Origin of the sequence: Citrobacter sp. wls708, assembly GCF_005281255.1 — a bacterium.
Classification (GTDB): domain Bacteria; phylum Pseudomonadota; class Gammaproteobacteria; order Enterobacterales; family Enterobacteriaceae; genus Citrobacter; species Citrobacter werkmanii.
In genome coordinates this window covers 89,488-109,800 of sequence record NZ_SZXE01000016.1, presented here as the reverse complement: position 1 = coordinate 109,800, position 20,313 = coordinate 89,488, and the positions used below count along the sequence as shown (strand labels likewise).

Genomic DNA, 20,313 nt, shown 5'->3' with positions numbered 1-20,313 from the left:
CTGTAAACTATACCCATTCACATTTCAGCTTAAGGAAGGCACACGCATGCTCCCATCCCGTTCTGCTCCAGCTCCTTTTTACGAAAAGGTAAAACAGGAGATCAGCGAAAAGATTGCCAGCGGTATCTGGCAAGCTCACGATCGTATCCCGTCTGAAGCAGAGCTGGTGGCACAGTATGGTTTTAGCCGCATGACCATCAATCGGGCGCTGCGTGAGTTAACGGATGAGGGGTTGCTGGTGCGTTTGCAGGGGGTGGGGACGTTTGTCGCCGAGCCAAAAGGCCAGTCTGCGCTGTTTGAAATTCGCAGTATTGCGGATGAAATCAACGCGCGTCAGCATCAGCACCGCTGTGAGGTTCTGACGCTGGAAAGAACCCAGGCAAATGCGCAGCAGGCTTTAGTGTTAAACGTTAAAGAAGGCACCCCCATTTTTCACTCCATCATGGTGCACTACGAGAACGATTTGCCGGTACAAATTGAAGATCGCTGTGTGAATGCGGAGATTGTGCCGGAGTATCTGGCGCAGGATTACAGCCAGACCACGCCTCACGCTTACCTGTCGCTGATCGCCCCCTTAACGGAAGGTGAGCACATTGTCGAAGCGGTACGCGCCAGTGCGGAAGAGTGCGCGTTGCTGAAAATCAAAGAACACGATCCCTGCTTGCTGATCCGCCGCAAAACCTGGTCCGCATCATCCATTGTCTCTCATGCCCGTTTGCTGTTTCCGGGTTCCCGCTATCGCCTGCAAGGACGGTTTATGTCCTGATGTCGGGATACCAAAACCGTGATTGCTGACGCAATATAATAAAAATGTATCTTAATTGTTAAAATCACCCTTGCGGCAACTTGTATAGACAAGTATATGTTACTTATCTATCCGACGTTCGCGAGGAGTTTTCTGTCATGTCCCATAGCAAATATCGTCAGCAGGATATTCGTGCCCCGCGTGGCACTACCTTAACGGCCAAAAGCTGGCTGACCGAAGCGCCGCTACGCATGTTAATGAACAACCTGGATCCCGACGTGGCGGAAAATCCGCATGAGCTGGTGGTATACGGCGGGATTGGTCGCGCTGCACGTGACTGGGCGTGTTACGACGCCATCGTCAATGCGCTGACGCAACTGGAGAGCGATGAGACCCTGCTGGTCCAGTCGGGTAAACCGGTCGGTGTGTTCAAAACCCATGACAATGCCCCGCGCGTACTGATTGCTAACTCCAACCTGGTTCCGCACTGGGCAACCTGGGAACACTTTAACGAGCTGGATGCCAAAGGGCTGGCGATGTACGGTCAGATGACCGCCGGGAGTTGGATCTACATCGGCAGCCAGGGCATCGTGCAGGGGACGTATGAAACCTTCGTTGAGGCCGGACGTCAGCATTATCAGGGTAACCTGAGCGGACGCTGGGTGTTAACCGCCGGGCTGGGCGGCATGGGCGGGGCGCAGCCGTTAGCCGCGACGCTGGCGGGCGCATGCTCGCTGAATATTGAATGTCAGCAAAGCCGCATTGATTTCCGTCTGCGTACCCGTTACGTGGACGAGCAGGCGACATCGCTGGACGATGCGCTGGCGCGTATCGATAAGTACACCCGCGAGGGGAAAGCGGTTTCCATTGCGCTGTGCGCGAATGCCGCCGACGTTGTGCCGGAGCTGGTGAAACGTGGTATGCGCCCGGATATGGTGACCGACCAGACCAGCGCCCACGATCCGCTGCATGGTTATCTGCCGTCCGGTTGGAGCTGGGAAGAGTATCAGGCGAAAGCGGTGTCCGATCCGCAGGGTACGGTGCAGGCGGCGAAACGCTCAATGGCAACACATGTCGAAGCGATGCTGGCGTTTAGCAAAATGGGCGTACCGACGTTTGATTACGGCAATAACATTCGCCAGATGGCCAAAGAGATGGGCGTGGAAAACGCCTTTGATTTCCCCGGTTTTGTGCCAGCGTATATTCGACCGCTGTTCTGTCGTGGCATTGGCCCGTTCCGCTGGGTGGCGCTTTCCGGCGATCCGCAGGATATTTATAAAACCGATGCCAAAGTGAAAGAGATCGTGGCTGAAGATAAACACCTGCATCACTGGCTGGATATGGCGCGTGAGCGGATTAACTTCCAGGGCTTACCGGCGCGTATCTGCTGGGTCGGCCTGGAATGGCGGCAGAAGCTGGGGCTGGCGTTTAATGAAATGGTGCGCAGCGGCGAAGTGTCCGCGCCAATTGTTATTGGCCGTGACCATCTGGACTCCGGCTCCGTTGCCAGCCCGAACCGCGAAACCGAAGCCATGCGCGACGGGTCTGACGCTGTATCCGACTGGCCGCTGCTGAATGCGCTGTTGAACACCGCCAGCGGCGCGACGTGGGTGTCATTGCACCACGGGGGCGGAGTGGGAATGGGTTTCTCCCAGCATGCCGGGATGGTCATTGTTTGTGATGGCACCGATGAAGCCGCTGCGCGTATTGCCCGGGTATTGCATAACGATCCGGCTACCGGGGTGATGCGCCACGCTGACGCCGGATATGATATTGCGGTGGAATGCGCCGTCGAAGAAGGGCTGAATTTGCCGATGGTCGCTGCGACGCAGGGGAAACGCTGAGATGAATACCATGACATTAACGCCGGGCCAACTGACTTTTGCACAACTTCGTGACATCTGGCAGCAGCCGGTCCAACTAAGCCTTGATGCCAGCGCAATTGACGCCATTAATGCAAGCGTCGCCTGCGTCAATAACATTGTCGCTGAAGGCCGTACGGCATACGGCATTAATACCGGTTTTGGCCTGCTGGCGCAGACCCGTATCGCCACAGAAGATTTGCAGAATTTACAGCGCTCGTTGGTGCTTTCTCATGCGGCTGGCGTCGGCGAGGCGCTGGACGACGCGATGGTGCGTCTGATTATGGTGCTGAAAATCAACAGCCTGGCGCGCGGTTTTTCCGGTATTCGCCTGAGCGTGATTGAAGCGCTGATTGCGCTGGTGAATGCCGGGGTGTATCCGCTGATCCCGGCGAAAGGCTCAGTGGGGGCATCGGGTGACCTGGCGCCGTTGGCGCATATGTCTCTGACACTGCTGGGTGAAGGGAAGGCGCGCTGGCAGGGGGAATGGCTCCCGGCGACCGAAGCGCTGAAAAAGGCCGGGCTGGAGCCGATAACGCTGGAGGCGAAAGAAGGGCTGGCGTTGCTTAACGGGACTCAGGCTTCGACGGCTTTTGCGCTGCGTGGGCTAATTGAAGCTCAGGAACTGTTTGCGTCGGCGACGGTGTGCGGGGCGCTGACCACCGAAGCCGTTTTGGGCTCCCGTCGTCCGTTTGACGCGCGGATTCATGCCGCGCGAGGACAACGCGGACAGATTGACGCCGCGGCGCTGTACCGCCATGTGTTGACGGATTCCAGCGCGCTTTCGCAGTCGCATCATAACTGTGAAAAAGTACAGGATCCGTATTCTCTGCGCTGTCAGCCGCAGGTGATGGGGGCATGTCTGACGCAAATGCGCCAGGTGATGGATGTTCTGCTGGTGGAAGCCAACGCGGTTTCCGACAACCCGCTGGTGTTTGCCGAAGAAGGCGATGTGATTTCCGGCGGCAACTTCCATGCTGAACCCGTGGCGATGGCGGCGGATAACCTGGCGCTGGCGATTGCGGAAATCGGGGCCTTATCGGAGCGACGCATTGCGTTAATGATGGATAAACACATGTCGCAACTGCCGCCTTTCCTGGTGAAAAATGGCGGAGTTAACTCCGGCTTTATGATTGCGCAAGTCACGGCTGCCGCGCTGGCGAGCGAGAACAAAGCGCTGGCGCATCCGCACAGCGTAGACAGCTTACCGACGTCCGCCAACCAGGAGGATCATGTGTCTATGGCGCCGGCGGCGGGTCGCAGGCTGTGGGAGATGGCGGCGAATACGCGCGGCGTGATTGCCGTCGAGTGGCTGGCGGCGTGTCAGGGAATCGATCTACGTGAAGGGTTAACCTCAAGTCCATTGCTGGAGCAGGCGCGCCAGGCGCTACGCGAGCAGGTTGCCCACTATACGCAGGATCGCTTTTTCGCCCCGGATATTGAGTCCGCGACCGAACTGTTAGCGCAAGGAACGTTGTTGAAATTGCTGCCCGAATTTCTGTAGAAAATTGCCTGATGGCGACGCTGACGCGTCTTATCAGGCCTACGATCTGCTTTGTAGGCCGGATGAGGCGAAGCCGACATCCGGCCCAACAGAGATTAACTAAACATCGCCGTAATCGAGGCGCTGGCGAGCGAGTGGAAGTGAACATTAAATCCAACCATCGCGCCGCTGGCGTCCTCATCGACATCAATACGCTCTACATCCAGCGCGTGAACCGTAAAGATATAGCGATGAGTTTCCCCCTTCGGCGGCGCTGCGCCACCATAACCGGCTTTACCAAAATCCGTACGGGTCTGAATCACCCCGTCCGGCAGTGCAACCAGACCGGAACCGAAGCCTTGCGTGAGAACGCGGGTATCGGCGGGCAGATTTACAACTACCCAGTGCCACCAGCCGGAGCCGGTGGGCGCATCAGGATCGTAACAGGTCACGACAAAGCTCTTAGTCCCGGCGGGCACATCGTCCCATGCCAGATGCGGGGAAATATTATCCCCGTCATATCCCATGCCGTTAAAGACGTGACGATGCCCAAGCTTCTCCCCATCGCGCAGATCGTTACTGATTAGTTTCATACTGACTCCTCTCGTTAGCCAAAAAGTGTAGCCAGAAACCGTATAGCTTACCGCTGTTTAATCGCTAAAAAATGTTGCATGGCGCACAGCCTCATTGACGGCTTGCGTAAGGCGGCGCAACTGCTCGGGCTGGATAATGTACGGCGGCATCAGATAGATCAGCTTACCAAACGGTCGTACCCACACGCCCTGTTCGACAAAGAACTTCTGTAGTGCCGCCATATTTACCGGCTGGGGGGTTTCTATCACGCCGATGGCGCCGAGCACGCGCACGTCGGCGACCCGGCTGGAGTCTGCTGCCGGGGCGAGTTCTGTACGCAACTGCGCTTCAATGGCCGCGACCTGCGAGCGCCACTCGCCGGTGTTGAGAAGCGACAGGCTGGCGGAGGCGACGGCACAAGCCAGCGGATTGCCCATAAAGGTCGGACCGTGCATGAAGCAGCCCGCTTCGCCGTTGCTGATGGTTTCTGCGACCAGACGGGTGGTCAGGGTTGCGGAAAGGGTCATCGTTCCGCCGGTTAACGCTTTGCCGAGGCACAAAATATCCGGCGTAATATCGGCGTGTTCACAGGCAAACAGCCTGCCGGTGCGGCCAAATCCGGTGGCGATCTCATCGGCAATCAGCAGGATGCCTTCCCGGTCGCACATCTTACGGATACGCTTTAACCACTCAGGATGGTACATGCGCATACCGCCAGCGCCCTGCACAATTGGCTCGAGGATCACCGCCGCAATCTCGTGACGATGCGCGGCCATCAGGCGGGCAAAAGGCACCATGTCCAGTTCGTCCCACTCGCCGCCCATGCGGCTTTGCGGCGCAGGCGCAAACAGGTTTTCCGGCAGATACCCTTTCCACAGACTGTGCATTGAGTTGTCGGGATCGCAGACCGACATCGCGCCGAAGGTATCGCCGTGATAACCGTTACGAAATGTCAGGAAACGCTGACGAGATTCCCCTTTGGCCTGCCAGTATTGCAGCGCCATTTTCATCGCCACTTCCACTGCGACCGAACCTGAATCCGCGAGAAAAACGCACTCCAGCGCTTCTGGCGTCATGTCCACCAGTTGGCGACACAGCGCGATGGCCGGGGCGTGGGTAATGCCGCCAAACATCACGTGCGACATGGCGTCAATCTGCGTTTTCATTGCGGTGTTCAACTGCGGATGATTGTAACCGTGGATCGCCGCCCACCAGGATGACATACCGTCAATGAGCCGCTCACCGCTGGCTAAAATCAGTTCGCAACCTTCGGCCCGCGCCACCGGATATACCGGCAATGGGGAAGTCATGGAAGTGTAAGGGTGCCAGATATGGCGTTGGTCAAACGCAAGATCATCCGTTGTCATAATCGACTTGTAAACCAAATTAAAAAGATTTAGGTTTACGAGTCTACACCAAACTGACAACGAAACGTATACCAATATGGCTCATTCTTCTCGCTGGACAATGTCGCAAGTCACCGAATTATTTGAAAAACCACTGCTTGATCTTCTGTTTGAAGCGCAACAGATTCATCGTCAGCACTTCGATCCGCGGCAGGTACAGGTCAGTACGCTGTTGTCGATTAAGACTGGCGCCTGCCCGGAAGACTGCAAATACTGCCCGCAAAGTTCTCGCTATAAAACGGGTCTGGAAACTGAACGCTTGATGGAAGTGGAACAGGTACTGGACTCGGCGCGTAAGGCGAAGCAGGCCGGTTCAACGCGGTTTTGCATGGGGGCGGCGTGGAAGAACCCGCACGAGCGCGATATGCCTTACCTGGAACAGATGGTTCAGGGCGTGAAAGCGTTGGGGCTGGAAGCCTGCATGACGCTGGGAACGCTCAACGAAACCCAGGCTCAGCGCCTGGCCAACGCGGGACTGGATTACTACAACCATAACCTCGACACCTCGCCGGAGTTTTACGGCAATATCATCACTACCCGGTCTTATCAGGAACGTCTGGATACGCTGGATAAAGTGCGTGAAGCCGGGATTAAAGTCTGCTCAGGCGGTATTGTCGGATTAGGCGAAACGGTCACCGATCGCGCCGGTCTGCTGCTGCAATTAGCCAATCTGCCGACACCGCCGGAAAGCGTGCCGATCAACATGCTGGTGAAGGTGAAGGGCACGCCGCTTGCCGATAACGACGACGTCGACGCGTTTGATTTCATCCGTACCATCGCCGTGGCGCGTATCATGATGCCAACCTCTTACGTGCGTCTTTCCGCCGGGCGCGAGCAGATGAACGAGCAAACCCAGGCGATGTGCTTTATGGCCGGCGCTAACTCGATTTTCTACGGCTGCAAACTGCTGACCACGCCGAACCCGAACGAAGATAAAGATTTGCTGTTGTTCCGCAAGCTGGGTCTCAACCCGCAGCAAACGGCGGTGCTGGCGGGGGATAACGAACAGCAACAACGTCTCGAGCAGGCGCTGCGTACCCCGGATACCGATGATTACTACAACGCGGCAACCGTATGACCTGGCAGCAAAAAATTGGCGATGCGCTCACGGCGCGTCGTTGCGCTGATGCGTGGCGGCAGCGCTATGCGGTGACCCAGGGCGCCGGTCGCTGGCTGCAGGCCGACGGTCGCCAGTATCTGAATTTCTCCAGCAACGACTACCTTGGCCTGAGCCACCATCCGCAGATTATCTGCGCCTGGCAGCAGGGAGCTGAACGTTTTGGCGTCGGCAGCGGCGGCTCGGGTCATGTCAGCGGGTATTCCGTGGCTCACCAGGCGCTGGAAGAAGAGCTGGCGCAGTGGCTGGGCTATTCGCGGGCGCTGTTATTTATCTCCGGTTTTGCCGCTAATCAGGCGGTGATAGCCGCATTGATGGAAAAAGACGATCGTATTGTCGCCGACAGGCTTAGCCATGCCTCGCTGTTGGAGGCCGCCAGCCTTAGCCCGGCTGTTCTACGTCGCTTTACCCATAACGATCCGCATCATCTGGAGCGTCTGCTGACTGCCCCCTGTCCGGGGCAGCAGCTCGTGGTCACTGAAGGCGTATTCAGCATGGATGGCGACAGCGCGCCGCTCGCTGAAATCCACGCGGTGGCGGAACGACACGGTGCGTGGCTACTGGTGGATGATGCGCACGGCGTTGGCGTAACCGGTGCAGAAGGACGCGGTTCCTGCTGGCGACAGCAGGTCAAACCCGAACTGTTAGTGGTGACGTTTGGCAAAGGATTTGGCGTCAGCGGCGCGGCAATCCTGTGTTCTGACAGCGTGGCCGACTATCTGTTGCAGTTTGCCCGTCATCTGATCTACAGCACCAGTATGCCTCCGGCGCAGGCTCAGGCTCTGCGCGCCGCGCTGGCGGTGATCCGCAGCCGTGAAGGTGATGAACGCCGGGAAAAGTTAGCGATGCTGATCCAGCGTTTTCGCGCTGGGGTGAATACGCCGGGTTTAACGCTGGCGAATTCAACCAGTGCTATTCAGCCGCTGATTGTTGGCGATAACCATAAAGCTTTGCAACTGGCGGACACACTACGGCAACAGGGATGTTGGGTGACGGCAATTCGCCCGCCGACGGTGCCCGCCGGTACGGCCAGATTACGGCTGACGCTGACCCAGGCGCATGAGGTGCAGGATATCGATCGTCTACTGGAGGTGTTGCATGGCGCAGGTCAATAAACGGGCGATTGCCGCCGCGTTTGGCCGCGCGGCCACCCACTATGAGCAACACGCAGAGCTACAGCGTCAAAGTGCCGATGCGTTACTGGCGTTACTGGATGGCAGCACGTTCTCGCAGGTATTGGATGCGGGCTGTGGGCCTGGACGTATGAGTCGTTACTGGCGTGAGCAGGGGAGTGAGGTCTGCGCGCTGGATCTGTCGTCGCAAATGCTGGCTGAAGCGCAGCGTCACGATGTCGCCCACCATTATCTGCTGGCAGATATCGAGGCCATCCCGCAGGCAAGCGCGAGCTTTGACCTGGCCTGGAGTAATCTGGCCGTACAGTGGTGTAGCGACCTGCGCGGCGCGTTAAGCGAGCTTTACCGGGTGGTGCGTCCTGGCGGGACGGTGGCGTTTAGTACTCTGGCGCAGGGGTCGATGCCGGAACTTCGTCAGGCCTGGCAGGCGGTTGACGATCGGGAGCACGCCAACCGTTTTTTGCCCGTGGCGCAACTGGAAAACGCCCTGTATGGCTGGGATGTTGAATACCAGTCTCATGCCGTCACGCTGTGGTTTGATGATGCGCTGAGCGCCATGCGTTCGCTAAAAGGCATTGGCGCGACGCATTTGCATGATGGGCGCGAGCAACGTGTGCTGACGCGCGCTCAGCTGCGCCAGCTACAGTTAGCCTGGCCCTGTCAGCAGGGGAAATATCCGCTGACCTACCATCTTTTTTTAGGAGTAATTCAACGTGGCTAAAACGTATTTTGTCACCGGGACAGATACCGAAGTCGGTAAAACTGTCGCCAGTTGCGCGCTGCTCCAGGCGGCGGGACAAATGGGGTTGCGCGCCGTTGGCTATAAGCCCGTGGCATCGGGCAGCGAAATGACGGCTGATGGCCTGCGAAACAGCGATGCGTTGGCATTACAGCGCAATAGCGTTGTGGCGGCGGACTATGCGGCGATTAATCCCTACTGCTTCGCTGAACCTACCTCGCCGCATATCATCAGCGCCGACGAAGGTCGTCCCATTCTGGCTTCCGTAATGTCTGCAGGGTTACGCACGCTTGAAGCGCAGGCTGACTGGGTACTGGTGGAGGGGGCTGGTGGATGGTTTACGCCGCTTTCGCCAACGCTGAGTTTTTCCGACTGGGTCAAAACAGAACAGTTGCCGGTGATTCTGGTGGTTGGCGTTAAGCTCGGCTGCATCAATCACGCCATTCTGACCGCCCAGGCGGTGCAGCAGGCCGGACTGACGCTTGCCGGATGGGTCGCCAATGATGTGACGCCGCCCGGCAAACGTCATGCTGAATACATGGCGACGCTAAAGCGCGTGATCCCGGCACCTTTGCTGGGGGAAATTCCCTGGCTGGCAGAAGATCCTGAGCAGGCATCGACCGGACGTTATCTCGATCTCAGCATTTTGTCTTTGACGGCATCAGCTGGTTGAATCGAGAGGGGAAATAACGCTGGTCGCTATTGCAGTACGCGGACAAGAAAATGGTGAAAATGCGAGCAAGATCTCGGCTCTCCCTGGCCGCCTCGTTAGCTGATAAATATCAAAAAATAGCGATAATTTTTTTTTAGCCCAGCGGAAAAGAGAGTCAGGGTGTTTTTGCCAGGCTACAGTCCACACGGGCTGGAAGCAGTTATCCACTATTCCTGTGGATAACCTTGTGTATTAGGGTTAGAAAACACAATGTAAGCGAGAGAAGACGCGGCCTGCGACTAAATTGATGCGAAAGACGGCTTGAGAAAATAATCTTTAAATTACAGATAGTTAGATAAAAGCAATGGCTGTCGCAGAAGTGTCATGTGTTGCCATAAAACTTTCATCGGCTGGCTTGACAAATGTTAAAAAAGGCATTGGTTTGGGGATAACACATTTTTGCTGGTGTTTTATCTTGTCTGGGGGCAAATTTTGGCCTGCAGTCACGGCTATTTTGCGGGTGTAACAGAAATATTCTGGCGCGTTACTGTTTTTTCATCCAGTATATTTTACTGGCAAAATATACGACTGCGAGTAAAATTACACACCTGCCCGCCCATTGCTTCAGGTAGCTGCTCATGAGTAAACCGTTCAAACTAAATTCCGCTTTTAAACCCTCTGGCGATCAGCCTGAGGCGATACGTCGCCTGGAAGAAGGTCTGGAGGACGGTCTGGCGCATCAGACGCTGCTGGGGGTGACGGGATCGGGGAAAACATTCACCATCGCGAATGTGATTGCGGACCTACAGCGTCCTACCATGGTGCTGGCGCCTAACAAGACGCTTGCCGCGCAGCTATATGGCGAGATGAAAGAGTTCTTTCCGGAAAACGCGGTGGAATATTTTGTCTCCTACTACGACTATTATCAGCCGGAAGCTTACGTACCGAGTTCTGATACCTTCATCGAGAAGGATGCCTCGGTCAACGAACACATTGAGCAGATGCGTCTGTCGGCGACCAAAGCGCTACTGGAACGTCGGGATGTCGTTGTGGTGGCGTCGGTTTCCGCCATTTATGGTTTGGGCGACCCGGACCTGTATCTGAAAATGATGCTGCATCTGACGGTGGGGATGATCATTGACCAGCGCGCGATCCTGCGTCGTCTGGCGGAGCTGCAATATACCCGTAACGATCAGGCATTCCAGCGCGGTACCTTCCGCGTGCGCGGTGAAGTTATCGACATTTTCCCGGCTGAATCCGACGACATTGCGCTGCGCGTGGAACTGTTTGATGAGGAAGTCGAGCGTTTGTCGCTGTTTGACCCGCTTACCGGGCAGGTTGAATCGACCATTTCCCGCTATACCATCTACCCGAAAACGCACTACGTCACGCCGCGCGAACGTATCGTGCAGGCGATGGAAGAAATTAAAGTCGAGCTGGCAGACCGCCGTAAAAATCTGCTGGCGAATAACAAGTTGCTGGAAGAGCAGCGCTTAAGCCAGCGTACACAGTTCGATCTGGAAATGATGAACGAGCTGGGTTATTGCTCGGGGATTGAAAACTATTCCCGCTATCTGTCCGGACGCGGTCCAGGCGAGCCGCCGCCGACGTTGTTTGATTACCTGCCGGCTGATGGTCTGCTGGTAGTGGATGAATCTCACGTCACTATCCCGCAAATTGGCGGTATGTACCGTGGCGACCGGGCGCGTAAAGAGACCCTGGTCGAATACGGATTCCGTTTGCCCTCGGCGCTGGATAACCGTCCGCTTAAATTTGAAGAGTTCGAGGCACTGGCTCCGCAGACCATCTACGTCTCGGCGACGCCGGGGAACTATGAGCTGGAGAAATCCGGTGATGACGTGGTTGATCAGGTAGTACGACCGACCGGCCTGCTGGATCCGGTGATAGAAGTGCGTCCGGTGGCGACGCAGGTTGACGATCTGCTGTCGGAGATCCGCACGCGTGCGGCGATTAACGAACGTGTGCTGGTCACCACGCTTACCAAACGCATGGCGGAAGACCTCACCGAATACCTCGAAGAGCACGGCGAGCGGGTGCGCTATCTGCACTCAGACATCGATACCGTGGAACGTATGGAAATCATTCGTGACCTGCGCCTGGGCGAGTTTGACGTGCTGGTGGGTATCAACCTGTTACGTGAGGGGCTGGACATGCCTGAGGTCTCGCTGGTGGCGATTCTGGACGCAGACAAAGAAGGGTTCCTGCGCTCTGAACGCTCACTTATCCAGACCATCGGTCGCGCGGCGCGTAACATCAACGGCAAGGCTATACTCTACGGCGATAAAATTACCGCCTCGATGGCCAGGGCGATTGGTGAAACTGAACGTCGTCGCGAGAAGCAGCAGCGCTATAACGAAGAGCACGGTATTACGCCGCAGGGGCTGAACAAGAAAGTGGTCGATATTCTGGCGCTGGGTCAGAATATTGCGAAGACCAAGGCGAAGGGCAAAGGGAAGTCACGTGCGGGTGCGAAGTCTGACGTTGTGGAACTGGATATGACGCCAAAAGCCCTGCAGCAAAAGATTCACGAGTTGGAAGGGCAGATGATGCAGCATGCGCAGAATCTCGAATTTGAAGAGGCTGCGACGATCCGCGACCAGTTGCATCAGCTGCGCGAGTTATTTATTGCGGCATCGTAATCCTGTGCCGGATGCGGGGTAACCCCCTTATCCGGCCCACGGGGTGCTTGCGTTTGTCGGCCTGACAAGCGCTGCGCATCAGGCAAATCCACTCAGCCTAATGCCTGTACCGCTTTCTCCAGCGCGCTGTGCAGCAGCTGACGGTCATGACGGTACGGAATATCGCTGGCTTCCAGCACTTCCTGAATCACAATGCGGTCGGTAACGGCGGAAACATCTACTTTCGGGCCGACAACCACCGCGTCAATCACTTTCTTGCCAACGTACTGTTCGATGATTGCCAGCTTATCGTTAAGCGTCAGGCTGGCTGCTGGCAGGCTTAATTCGCGACCCAGGTTGCCAATGTAGACCATCCTGGCGGGTGTACGCCGTAATGCCTGCGCCAGTTCGTCGAGCAGCAGGATCGGCATCAGGCTGGTATAAAAACTGCCTGGTCCTATCAGAATCAAATCCGCTTCGGCGATTGCCTCAACCGCTTCTCGCGTGGTAGGGACTTTTGGCGACAGCATCAGTTCCTGAGGTGGGATAGTGAGCTGATCGATATTCACTTCGCCATAGACTTCATGCCCCTGATCATCAATTGCCATCAGATCCACCGGCAGCTCAGACATCGGAATTAAATGCGCATCCACCTTCAGCAGGTTGCGAATTAAATTAATAGCTTCGAGAGGCCGCACGCTGAGGTGATCGAGCGCCTTTAACATTAAATTTCCGAGGTTATGTCCGGAAAGCTCGCCATTACCGCCAAAACGGTATTCAAACATAGCGGATGCAACGCTGGGTTGGGTAATTAACTGGTTCAGGCAGTTACGCATGTCACCCCAGGCGATGCCGCCTTCAGAACGACGAATACGCCCCGTGGAGCCGCCATTATCGGTGGTGGTGACGATACCCGTCAGTCGTGAGCCTAAAGGGGAAAGTGAGGAGAGAACGCGTCCTAATCCATGCCCTCCGCCGAGAGCGACAACGCGATCTAAATCTGCCAGCGTGCGAGTGCGCATAGAGTTTCCTGATATCAATTGATCGGCGCTACAGTACCGTAAATAGCGTGTTTTCAGCAATTATCCAGTTGGCATTTGCCGAAATTAATTTTCGGCGATCTACTCCTTTCTGACGACATGCACCTGACAGCAAGATGATGTATATCAATGCAAAACTGTGGTTTTTGCTTATTCTGTAGCGAAATTGCACGATCATGTCGCTATATACGTATTTATACAGCGTAAGTGTGCTTGGCATTATCGCCATTTACACGCTAGTATCGGCATAACCACTACGTACTCAAAGTATGATGAGTATAAACACTCTAGCCTCTGCACCTGGGTCAAATGATACGGTGCTTTGGCCGTGGCAATGCTCGAACGAGATTGTCACCAGGGCGCAGGAAGAAATGACTGCGTCTCCCGTATTTGGAAAGGTGTACATGGGCTCTCAACTTACCGATGCTTTCGCGCGTAAGTTTTACTACTTACGTTTGTCGATTACCGATGTGTGTAACTTTCGTTGCACCTACTGCCTGCCGGATGGCTATAAGCCCGGCGGAGTCACCAATAACGGCTTTTTGACCGTTGATGAAATTCGCCGCGTCACCCGTGCGTTCGCCAGTCTGGGGACGGAAAAAGTGCGCCTGACAGGGGGCGAACCCTCATTACGTCGCGATTTTACCGACATTATTGCCGCTGTGCGTGAAAACGACGCTATCCGTCAGATTGCGGTAACGACCAATGGTTATCGTCTGGCGCGCGATGCCGCCGCCTGGCGCGATGCCGGGTTGACGGCACTCAACGTCAGCGTCGACAGTCTCGATGCCCGTCAGTTTCACGCCATTACCGGGCAGGACAAATTTCAGCAGGTGATGGCGGGCATTGACGCCGCCTTTGCAGCCGGTTTTGAAAAAGTCAAAGTCAACACTGTGTTGATGCGCGATGTAAACCATCATCAACTGGACACCTTCCTGGCGTGGATCCAACCTCGTCCTATTCAACTGCGTTTTATTGAACTGATGGAAACGGGGGAGGGCAGTGCACTTTTCCGTAAGCATCATATCTCAGGGCAAGTACTGCGCGATGAGCTTCTGCGTCGCGGCTGGATCCACCAGCAACGCCTGCGCAGCGACGGTCCGGCTCAGGTTTTCTGCCATCCTGATTATGCTGGCGAAATTGGTCTGATCATGCCTTATGAGAAAGACTTTTGCGCCACCTGTAATCGTCTGCGCGTTTCCTCTGTCGGCAAGCTTCATCTGTGTTTATTTGGTGAAGGCGGCGTAAGCCTGCGTGACTTGCTGGAAGATGACGCTCAGCAATCCGCGCTGGAAGAACGCATTTCAACCGCGCTGCTGGAGAAAAAGCAGACCCATTTCCTGCATCAGAACAATACCGGTATTACGCAAAACTTATCTTACATTGGCGGCTGATCGCTAAAAGGAGTTTTCATGAGTCAGGTAAGCGCTGAATTTATCCCGACACGCATTGCTATTCTTACTGTTTCCAACCGTCGCGGCGAAGAGGACGACACCTCCGGTCACTACCTGCGTGACTCGGCGCAGGAAGCGGGCCATCAGATTGTTGACAAGGCGATTGTCAAAGAGAACCGTTATGCCATCCGCGCCCAGGTTTCCGCCTGGATTGCCAGTGACGATGTGCAGGTTGTGCTTATTACCGGCGGCACCGGACTGACCGAAGGTGACCAGGCGCCGGAAGCGTTGCAACCACTGTTCGACAGAGAAGTTGAAGGTTTTGGCGAAGTATTCCGTATGCTCTCGTTTGAAGAGATCGGCACCGCGACGCTGCAATCCCGGGCAATTGCCGGGGTTGCGAATAAAACGCTGATTTTCGCCATGCCGGGGTCGACCAAAGCGTGCCGTACCGCCTGGGAAAATATCATTGCGCCGCAGCTTGATGCCCGTACGCGTCCGTGTAATTTCCACCCACATTTGAAGAAATAAGTATGTCGCAACTGACTCATATTAACGCCGCTGGCGAAGCCCACATGGTGGATGTCTCTGGCAAAGCAGAAACGGTACGCGAGGCGCGTGCTGAAGCCTTCGTGACGATGCGCAGCGAAACGCTGGCGATGATTATCGATGGTAGCCACCATAAAGGCGACGTTTTCGCCACGGCGCGCATTGCCGGTATTCAGGCGGCCAAACGAACCTGGGATCTTATCCCGCTGTGTCACCCACTGATGCTGAGCAAAGTCGAAGTCAACCTGCATGCCGAACCGGAACACCATCGTGTACGCATTGAGACGCTGTGTCGCCTGAGCGGGAAAACCGGTGTGGAAATGGAAGCGTTAACGGCGGCCTCCGTGGCGGCGTTGACCATCTACGACATGTGCAAAGCGGTGCAAAAGGACATGGTGATTGGTCCGGTGCGCCTGCTGGCAAAAAGCGGCGGCAAGTCGGGAGATTTTAAGGTGGATGCGCATGATTAAGGTTCTTTTCTTTGCCCAGGTCCGTGAACTGGTCAACACGGATGCTTTAGAGGTCACCGCTGAATTTCCAACGGTCGAAGCGCTGCGCCAGCATCTGGCGGCGCAAGGCGATCGTTGGGCGCTGGCGCTGGAGGACGGCAAGCTGCTGGCGGCGGTGAACCAGACGCTGGTCAGTTTTGACCATCCCCTTAATGCAGGTGATGAAGTGGCTTTCTTCCCACCGGTAACCGGAGGTTAAGATGGCTGAGACGCGAATTGTTGTTGGGCATGCGCCGTTCAGCGTTGGGGAAGAGTATCCCTGGCTTGCCGAGCGTGATGAAGACGGCGCCGTAGTGACCTTCACCGGTAAAGTGCGTAACCACAACCTCGGCGACAGTGTGCAGGCATTAACGCTGGAACACTATCCCGGCATGACCGAAAAAGCGCTGGCGGAGATTGTCGACGAGGCGCGTACGCGCTGGCCGCTCGGACGGGTGACGGTGATTCATCGCATTGGCGCGCTGTGGCCCGGCGATGAAATCGTTTTTGTTGGCGTGACCAGCGCGCATCGCAGTAGCGCGTTTGATGCCGGGCAGTTCATTATGGATTATCTGAAAACCCGCGCACCGTTCTGGAAGCGCGAGGCTACGCCGGAAGGTGAACGTTGGGTGGATGCCCGTGACAGCGATAAGCTAGCAGCAAAACGCTGGTAGAGTACAATTGTTGTAGGCTCATACTGATTCAGGAGATTGTCATGGACCGATTCCCACGATCCGATTCTATTGTGCAGGCGCGTTCCGGCCTGCAAACGTATATGGCGCAGGTTTATGGCTGGATGACCTGCGGGTTGTTGCTGACGGCGTTTATCGCCTGGTATGCGGCAAATACGCCCGCGGTGATGATGTTTGTCTTCTCCAGTAAAATCACCTTCTTTGGCCTGATTATCGCCCAACTGGCGCTGGTGTTCGTTTTATCCGGCATGGTGCAAAAGCTGAGCGCCGGTGTGGCAACCACGCTGTTTATGCTCTATTCGGCGTTAACCGGGTTAACGCTGTCGAGCATCTTCATCGTCTATACCTACTCGTCTATCGCCAGTACCTTTGTGGTCACCGGCGGGATGTTTGGCATCATGAGCCTGTACGGTTATACCACTAAGCGCGATCTCAGCGGTTTCGGCAATATGCTGTTTATGGCGCTAATCGGTATTGTGCTGGCTTCACTGGTTAACTTCTGGCTGAAGAGCGAAGCGTTGATGTGGGCGGTAACCTACATTGGGGTGATTGTGTTTGTCGGTCTGACCGCCTATGACACGCAGAAGCTGAAAAACATCGGTGAGCAGATCGATCTGCGTGACAGTTCTAATCTGCGCAAATACGCGATTCTTGGCGCACTAACGCTGTATCTGGACTTTATCAACCTGTTCCTGATGCTGCTGCGTATCTTCGGCAATCGTCGTTAATTCTCTGTTGCCGGATAAGGCATTACGCCGCATCCGGCACTATATACACCATCATTTCGCCATTGCCTTCTCGTTTTTCGCCCGCAGCTTTTTCGCCCGACTTTCCAGCAACAGGTAGCAAATAAGCGCCAGCAGCAGCGGAATAAAATAATAGAGGACGCGATACGCAAGCAGGGCGGCGATAATCTTGCCTTGAGAAGTATCTTCTCCCGCCAGCAACGCCATAAAAACCGCCTCCAGCACACCGATCCCCGCCGGAATATGTACGATAACCCCGGCAATACTGCTCACCAGTAGCACGCCCAGCACGAAGAAATAGTTGATATCCTGACCCAGCAACAGCCAGATAATGGCTCCCATCACCATCCAGTTGGTACTGGATATCACCATTTGCGCGATGGCAAATTTCCAGGAAGGCAGCACCAGCTTTTGGCCCCTGATGGTGATGTGGCGATGTTTAGCGAAGGCGCAAAACCACAGATAAACGACAATAATCAGCAGTAGCGCAATGCCTAAAATGCGCAGCGTACCTTCATCGATATACCAATGCGCGGGCAGCTCGACCACGCCAAAGGTAAAAATAAAGCCGCCCAGCAGAATATAGCCCAGCCAGTTGGTGGTAATACTCAGTGAAAAAATCCGCGTAATAGTGCTCCCCGGCAACCCGAGGCGCGAGTAGAGCCGATAACGCATCCCAATACCGCCCACCCAGGTGCTCAATGTCAGGTTGAAGGCGTAACAGATAAACGACACCAGCATGACCTGGCGTTTTGCCAGCTTGTGCCCACAGTAATGTCGGCCGAGCAGGTCATAGCAGCCGTAGAGTAAATAACTGACGATTACCAACCCCACGGCGCTGAGCAGGGCAGTCCGATTGTAATCCCGGATTACCGTCCAGACCTCTTCCCAATTGACCTTGCTGGCATAAATGACCAGCAACACGATGACGGCAATGAAAAATAGCCACGTGAGTATTTTTTTCGCTAACCGCCAGCGCGGATGTGCTTTGGCCATCAGGATTTTCCTCCGACATCCTCAGTTTGAATGCGATCCTGCGTTTCCATGGCAGGCTGTGCGGGCGGTTCTACCTCGGTCAGATGTGGTGTATGTGCGGGAAGCCAGCCGACCAGCGCCGGGAAATGGCGTAAAAAGTGGAACGCCAGCACGCTTTTGGTCAGATTCCACCAGGTGCGTTTGGGCAGCATGGATTCATCAACCCGCTTGCAGTCCTGCGCAATAATCGGGTTCAGGTTATCGCGCAGAGTCTGGTTAAACGCACGGTCATGAATAATGAGATTCGCTTCCAGATTCAGCGACAGGCTGAGCGGGTCAAGATTGCTGGAGCCTACCGTCGCCCAATGATCGTCCATCAGTGCTACCTTGCCATGCAGAGGTTTACGGCGATATTCATAGACATGGACGCCGCCTTTAACCAGATAGTTATATAAGAGGCGGGCGCCCACTTTCACAATCGGCATATCCGGTTCACCCTGCACGATGAGTTTTACCCGAACGCCGCGTCGGGCCGCTTTACGCAGGGCATGCAGAAAGCGATAACCGGGAAAGAAGTAGGCATTGGCAATGATCACTTCCCGCCTGGCCTGGGTAAGCATTTTCAAATAATGACGTTCAATATCATCGCGATGCTCTTCGTTGTCGCGCCAGACAAACAGCACCTGCGCTTCGCCAGGCCGATGATTTTCGACTGCGCGATGATGACGTCGCCACCAGCGGCGTACGGCGCTCTGGCCCGGCAGGTTTTCCAGTACGAATGTCAGGATGTCGGCCACGATGGGGCCTTCAACGCGTACGGCGTAATCCTGCTTGGCCTCAGGGCCGTAATCAGACATATGTTCAGCGGAATAATTGATACCGCCGACGAAAGCAACGCGGTCATCAATGACCACAATTTTGCGATGCATACGGCGAAAGAGATTGGTGCGCATGCCGAACAGACGCGGGCGCGGATCGTAATAGCGGAAAACAATGCCGGCTGCGGTTAGCTCATTAACGAAACTGTCGCTGAGGTCCGGCGAGCCATAGCCATCCAGCAGCACTTCTGCTTTAACACCGCGACGTGCTGCACTCAGCAGCGCGGCATGCAGCTGTTTTCCGACCGCATCTTCAAACCAGATGAAGGTCTCGAGGATAATTTTTTGCTGCGCCTGTTCAATGGCGCCAAACACGGCGGGGTAGTACTGATCGCCGTTTTCCAGCAGTTGAATTTGATTGCCTTCACGCCAGCCAAATTTCATAAATGAATCTCCGCACTCAGAGGGGCATGATCGGACAAATGTCGCCAGTGACGCAGCGCCAGCGTCGTTGGGGTACTGGCATTCGCGTTTTTCACATAGATCCTGTCGAGCCGCAGCAGGGGAAACTGCACCGGAAACGTCCGCGCCGGGCGACCGTGGGCGCGGGTAAAGATCTCGTCAAGATCGGCATTGGCTTTCAACGGATGATTAGCTTTTTGTCGCCAATCGTTGAAATCACCGGCGACCACGACGGGCTCACCCTCAGGTAAGGCATTCACCCAATCTGCCAGCATAGCGAGTTGGGCCTGACGGTGGGCTTCACGCAAACCGAGATGGACACACATCACGTGAACCGGGTGGGAGAGCATCGGCGGCACGATGCGGCAGTACAGGACCCCGCGTTTTTCACTCGCGCCGACCGACACATCGCGATTTTCATAATGTTCAATAGGATAGCGCGACAGCACAGCGTTACCGTGATGCCCCTGCGGATACACGGCGTTACGTCCATAAGCGAAGTCGCTCCACATGGTATCCGCCAGAAATTCGTAGTGCGTGGTGTCCGGCCAGTTTTCCACATGCAGAGGATGCACCTCGTGCGCGCCCATGACCTCTTGCAGGCACACAATATCCGCACCGACCGTTCTGACGGCCTCTCGCAGCTCAGGCAAAATAAAACGCCGATTGAAGGCGGTAAATCCTTTATGAGTATTAATGGTGAGCACATTGAATGAAAACCGTTCTGTTTGTCTGGCCATGATTCTCCCGTTGGCATCACTTTCCTGATTAAAATAGTGTAGTCGTCGTCACAAAAAGAT

Annotated in this window: 20 protein-coding genes and 1 riboswitch; of the genes, 14 read left to right on the top strand and 6 right to left on the bottom strand. The window is 55.5% G+C overall.

Going from position 1 to position 20,313, the window contains the following annotated elements; genetic code table 11:
- Window positions 1-46: 46 nt before the first annotated feature.
- From FDW97_RS10205 to hutH, 3 genes are all read left to right on the top strand, one after another.
- Window positions 47-766, top strand: a complete 720-nt coding sequence (locus FDW97_RS10205; RefSeq protein WP_038639017.1) for a histidine utilization repressor — start codon at window positions 47-49, stop codon at window positions 764-766.
- A 137-nt stretch (window positions 767-903) separates the two neighbouring features.
- Window positions 904-2,589, top strand: coding sequence for a urocanate hydratase (hutU, locus tag FDW97_RS10200; protein ID WP_121528785.1), 1,686 nt, complete (start codon window positions 904-906; stop codon window positions 2,587-2,589).
- 1 nt (window position 2,590) lies between these two features.
- The gene (gene hutH / locus FDW97_RS10195; RefSeq protein ID WP_121528786.1) at window positions 2,591-4,111 is read left to right on the top strand and encodes a histidine ammonia-lyase; all 1,521 of its coding nucleotides are present in this window, start codon (window positions 2,591-2,593) and stop codon (window positions 4,109-4,111) included.
- A 95-nt stretch (window positions 4,112-4,206) separates the two neighbouring features.
- Here the strand turns inward: hutH and FDW97_RS10190 are convergent, their stop codons facing one another.
- Together FDW97_RS10190 and bioA are read right to left on the bottom strand one after the other, a co-directional pair.
- Window positions 4,207-4,683, bottom strand: coding sequence for a kinase inhibitor (locus FDW97_RS10190; RefSeq protein ID WP_038639028.1), 477 nt, complete (start codon window positions 4,681-4,683; stop codon window positions 4,207-4,209).
- Between the two features lie 57 nt (window positions 4,684-4,740).
- Window positions 4,741-6,030, bottom strand: a complete 1,290-nt coding sequence (bioA, locus tag FDW97_RS10185; protein ID WP_137350999.1) for an adenosylmethionine--8-amino-7-oxononanoate transaminase — start codon at window positions 6,028-6,030, stop codon at window positions 4,741-4,743.
- Between the two features lie 76 nt (window positions 6,031-6,106).
- On the opposite strand from bioA, the gene bioB reads away from it, so the two are divergent.
- From bioB to uvrB, 5 genes are all read left to right on the top strand, one after another.
- Entirely contained in the window at window positions 6,107-7,147 is a 1,041-nt protein-coding gene (gene bioB / locus FDW97_RS10180; protein ID WP_038639034.1) for a biotin synthase BioB, read from the top strand.
- Window positions 7,144-8,301 carry an 8-amino-7-oxononanoate synthase gene (gene bioF / locus FDW97_RS10175; protein WP_038639037.1) on the top strand — a complete coding sequence of 386 codons (1,158 nt, stop codon included), beginning with the start codon at window positions 7,144-7,146 and terminating at the stop codon, window positions 8,299-8,301. Before bioB ends, bioF begins: the two co-directional genes overlap by 4 nt.
- Complete coding sequence (gene bioC / locus FDW97_RS10170; protein WP_137350998.1) at window positions 8,285-9,040, top strand: malonyl-ACP O-methyltransferase BioC; 756 nt, start codon at window positions 8,285-8,287, stop codon at window positions 9,038-9,040. The genes bioF and bioC overlap by 17 nt, the downstream gene beginning before the upstream one ends.
- On the top strand, window positions 9,033-9,731 hold the full coding sequence (gene bioD, locus FDW97_RS10165; RefSeq protein WP_137350997.1) for a dethiobiotin synthase: 699 nt from the start codon (window positions 9,033-9,035) through the stop codon (window positions 9,729-9,731). The genes bioC and bioD overlap by 8 nt, the downstream gene beginning before the upstream one ends.
- A gap of 617 nt (window positions 9,732-10,348) precedes the next feature.
- Window positions 10,349-12,370 carry an excinuclease ABC subunit UvrB gene (gene uvrB / locus FDW97_RS10155; protein ID WP_038639047.1) on the top strand — a complete coding sequence of 674 codons (2,022 nt, stop codon included), beginning with the start codon at window positions 10,349-10,351 and terminating at the stop codon, window positions 12,368-12,370.
- 92 nt (window positions 12,371-12,462) lie between these two features.
- Here uvrB and yvcK read toward each other — a convergent pair whose 3' ends face one another.
- A complete protein-coding gene (gene yvcK / locus FDW97_RS10150) occupies window positions 12,463-13,371 on the bottom strand; it encodes a uridine diphosphate-N-acetylglucosamine-binding protein YvcK (RefSeq protein WP_038639050.1) in 909 nt (302 codons plus the stop codon).
- A 289-nt stretch (window positions 13,372-13,660) separates the two neighbouring features.
- A riboswitch (molybdenum cofactor riboswitch) is annotated at window positions 13,661-13,806 on the top strand.
- Here yvcK and moaA point away from each other — a divergent pair.
- The 6 genes from moaA (at window position 13,794) to FDW97_RS10120 (ending at window position 17,240) form a co-directional block, all read left to right on the top strand.
- Window positions 13,794-14,783: a GTP 3',8-cyclase MoaA gene (gene moaA / locus FDW97_RS10145; protein ID WP_137350996.1), complete on the top strand. Its 990-nt coding sequence runs from the start codon at window positions 13,794-13,796 to the stop codon at window positions 14,781-14,783. (Overlaps the previous riboswitch by 13 nt.)
- Before the next feature lie 18 nt (window positions 14,784-14,801).
- The gene (gene moaB / locus FDW97_RS10140; protein ID WP_003035187.1) at window positions 14,802-15,314 is read left to right on the top strand and encodes a molybdenum cofactor biosynthesis protein B; all 513 of its coding nucleotides are present in this window, start codon (window positions 14,802-14,804) and stop codon (window positions 15,312-15,314) included.
- A 2-nt stretch (window positions 15,315-15,316) separates the two neighbouring features.
- Window positions 15,317-15,802, top strand: coding sequence for a cyclic pyranopterin monophosphate synthase MoaC (moaC, locus tag FDW97_RS10135; RefSeq protein ID WP_079224905.1), 486 nt, complete (start codon window positions 15,317-15,319; stop codon window positions 15,800-15,802).
- Complete coding sequence (gene moaD, locus FDW97_RS10130; protein WP_038639062.1) at window positions 15,795-16,040, top strand: molybdopterin synthase sulfur carrier subunit; 246 nt, start codon at window positions 15,795-15,797, stop codon at window positions 16,038-16,040. The genes moaC and moaD overlap by 8 nt, the downstream gene beginning before the upstream one ends.
- 1 nt (window position 16,041) lies before the next feature.
- Entirely contained in the window at window positions 16,042-16,494 is a 453-nt protein-coding gene (moaE, locus tag FDW97_RS10125; protein WP_038639065.1) for a molybdopterin synthase catalytic subunit MoaE, read from the top strand.
- 41 nt (window positions 16,495-16,535) lie between these two features.
- On the top strand, window positions 16,536-17,240 hold the full coding sequence (locus FDW97_RS10120; RefSeq protein ID WP_038639068.1) for a Bax inhibitor-1/YccA family protein: 705 nt from the start codon (window positions 16,536-16,538) through the stop codon (window positions 17,238-17,240).
- A 51-nt stretch (window positions 17,241-17,291) separates the two neighbouring features.
- Here the strand turns inward: FDW97_RS10120 and FDW97_RS10115 are convergent, their stop codons facing one another.
- Genes FDW97_RS10115 through FDW97_RS10105 form a run of 3 tightly spaced genes read right to left on the bottom strand, consistent with a single transcriptional unit; the run spans window position 17,292 to window position 20,253 of the window.
- Window positions 17,292-18,254 (bottom strand): YbhN family protein, encoded by a 963-nt coding sequence (locus tag FDW97_RS10115; RefSeq protein ID WP_038639070.1) that lies wholly within the window; start codon window positions 18,252-18,254, stop codon window positions 17,292-17,294.
- A complete protein-coding gene (clsB, locus tag FDW97_RS10110; protein WP_137350995.1) occupies window positions 18,254-19,495 on the bottom strand; it encodes a cardiolipin synthase ClsB in 1,242 nt (413 codons plus the stop codon). Before clsB ends, FDW97_RS10115 begins: the two co-directional genes overlap by 1 nt.
- Window positions 19,492-20,253, bottom strand: coding sequence for an endonuclease/exonuclease/phosphatase family protein (locus tag FDW97_RS10105; RefSeq protein ID WP_087857602.1), 762 nt, complete (start codon window positions 20,251-20,253; stop codon window positions 19,492-19,494). Before FDW97_RS10105 ends, clsB begins: the two co-directional genes overlap by 4 nt.
- Window positions 20,254-20,313: the final 60 nt, after the last annotated feature.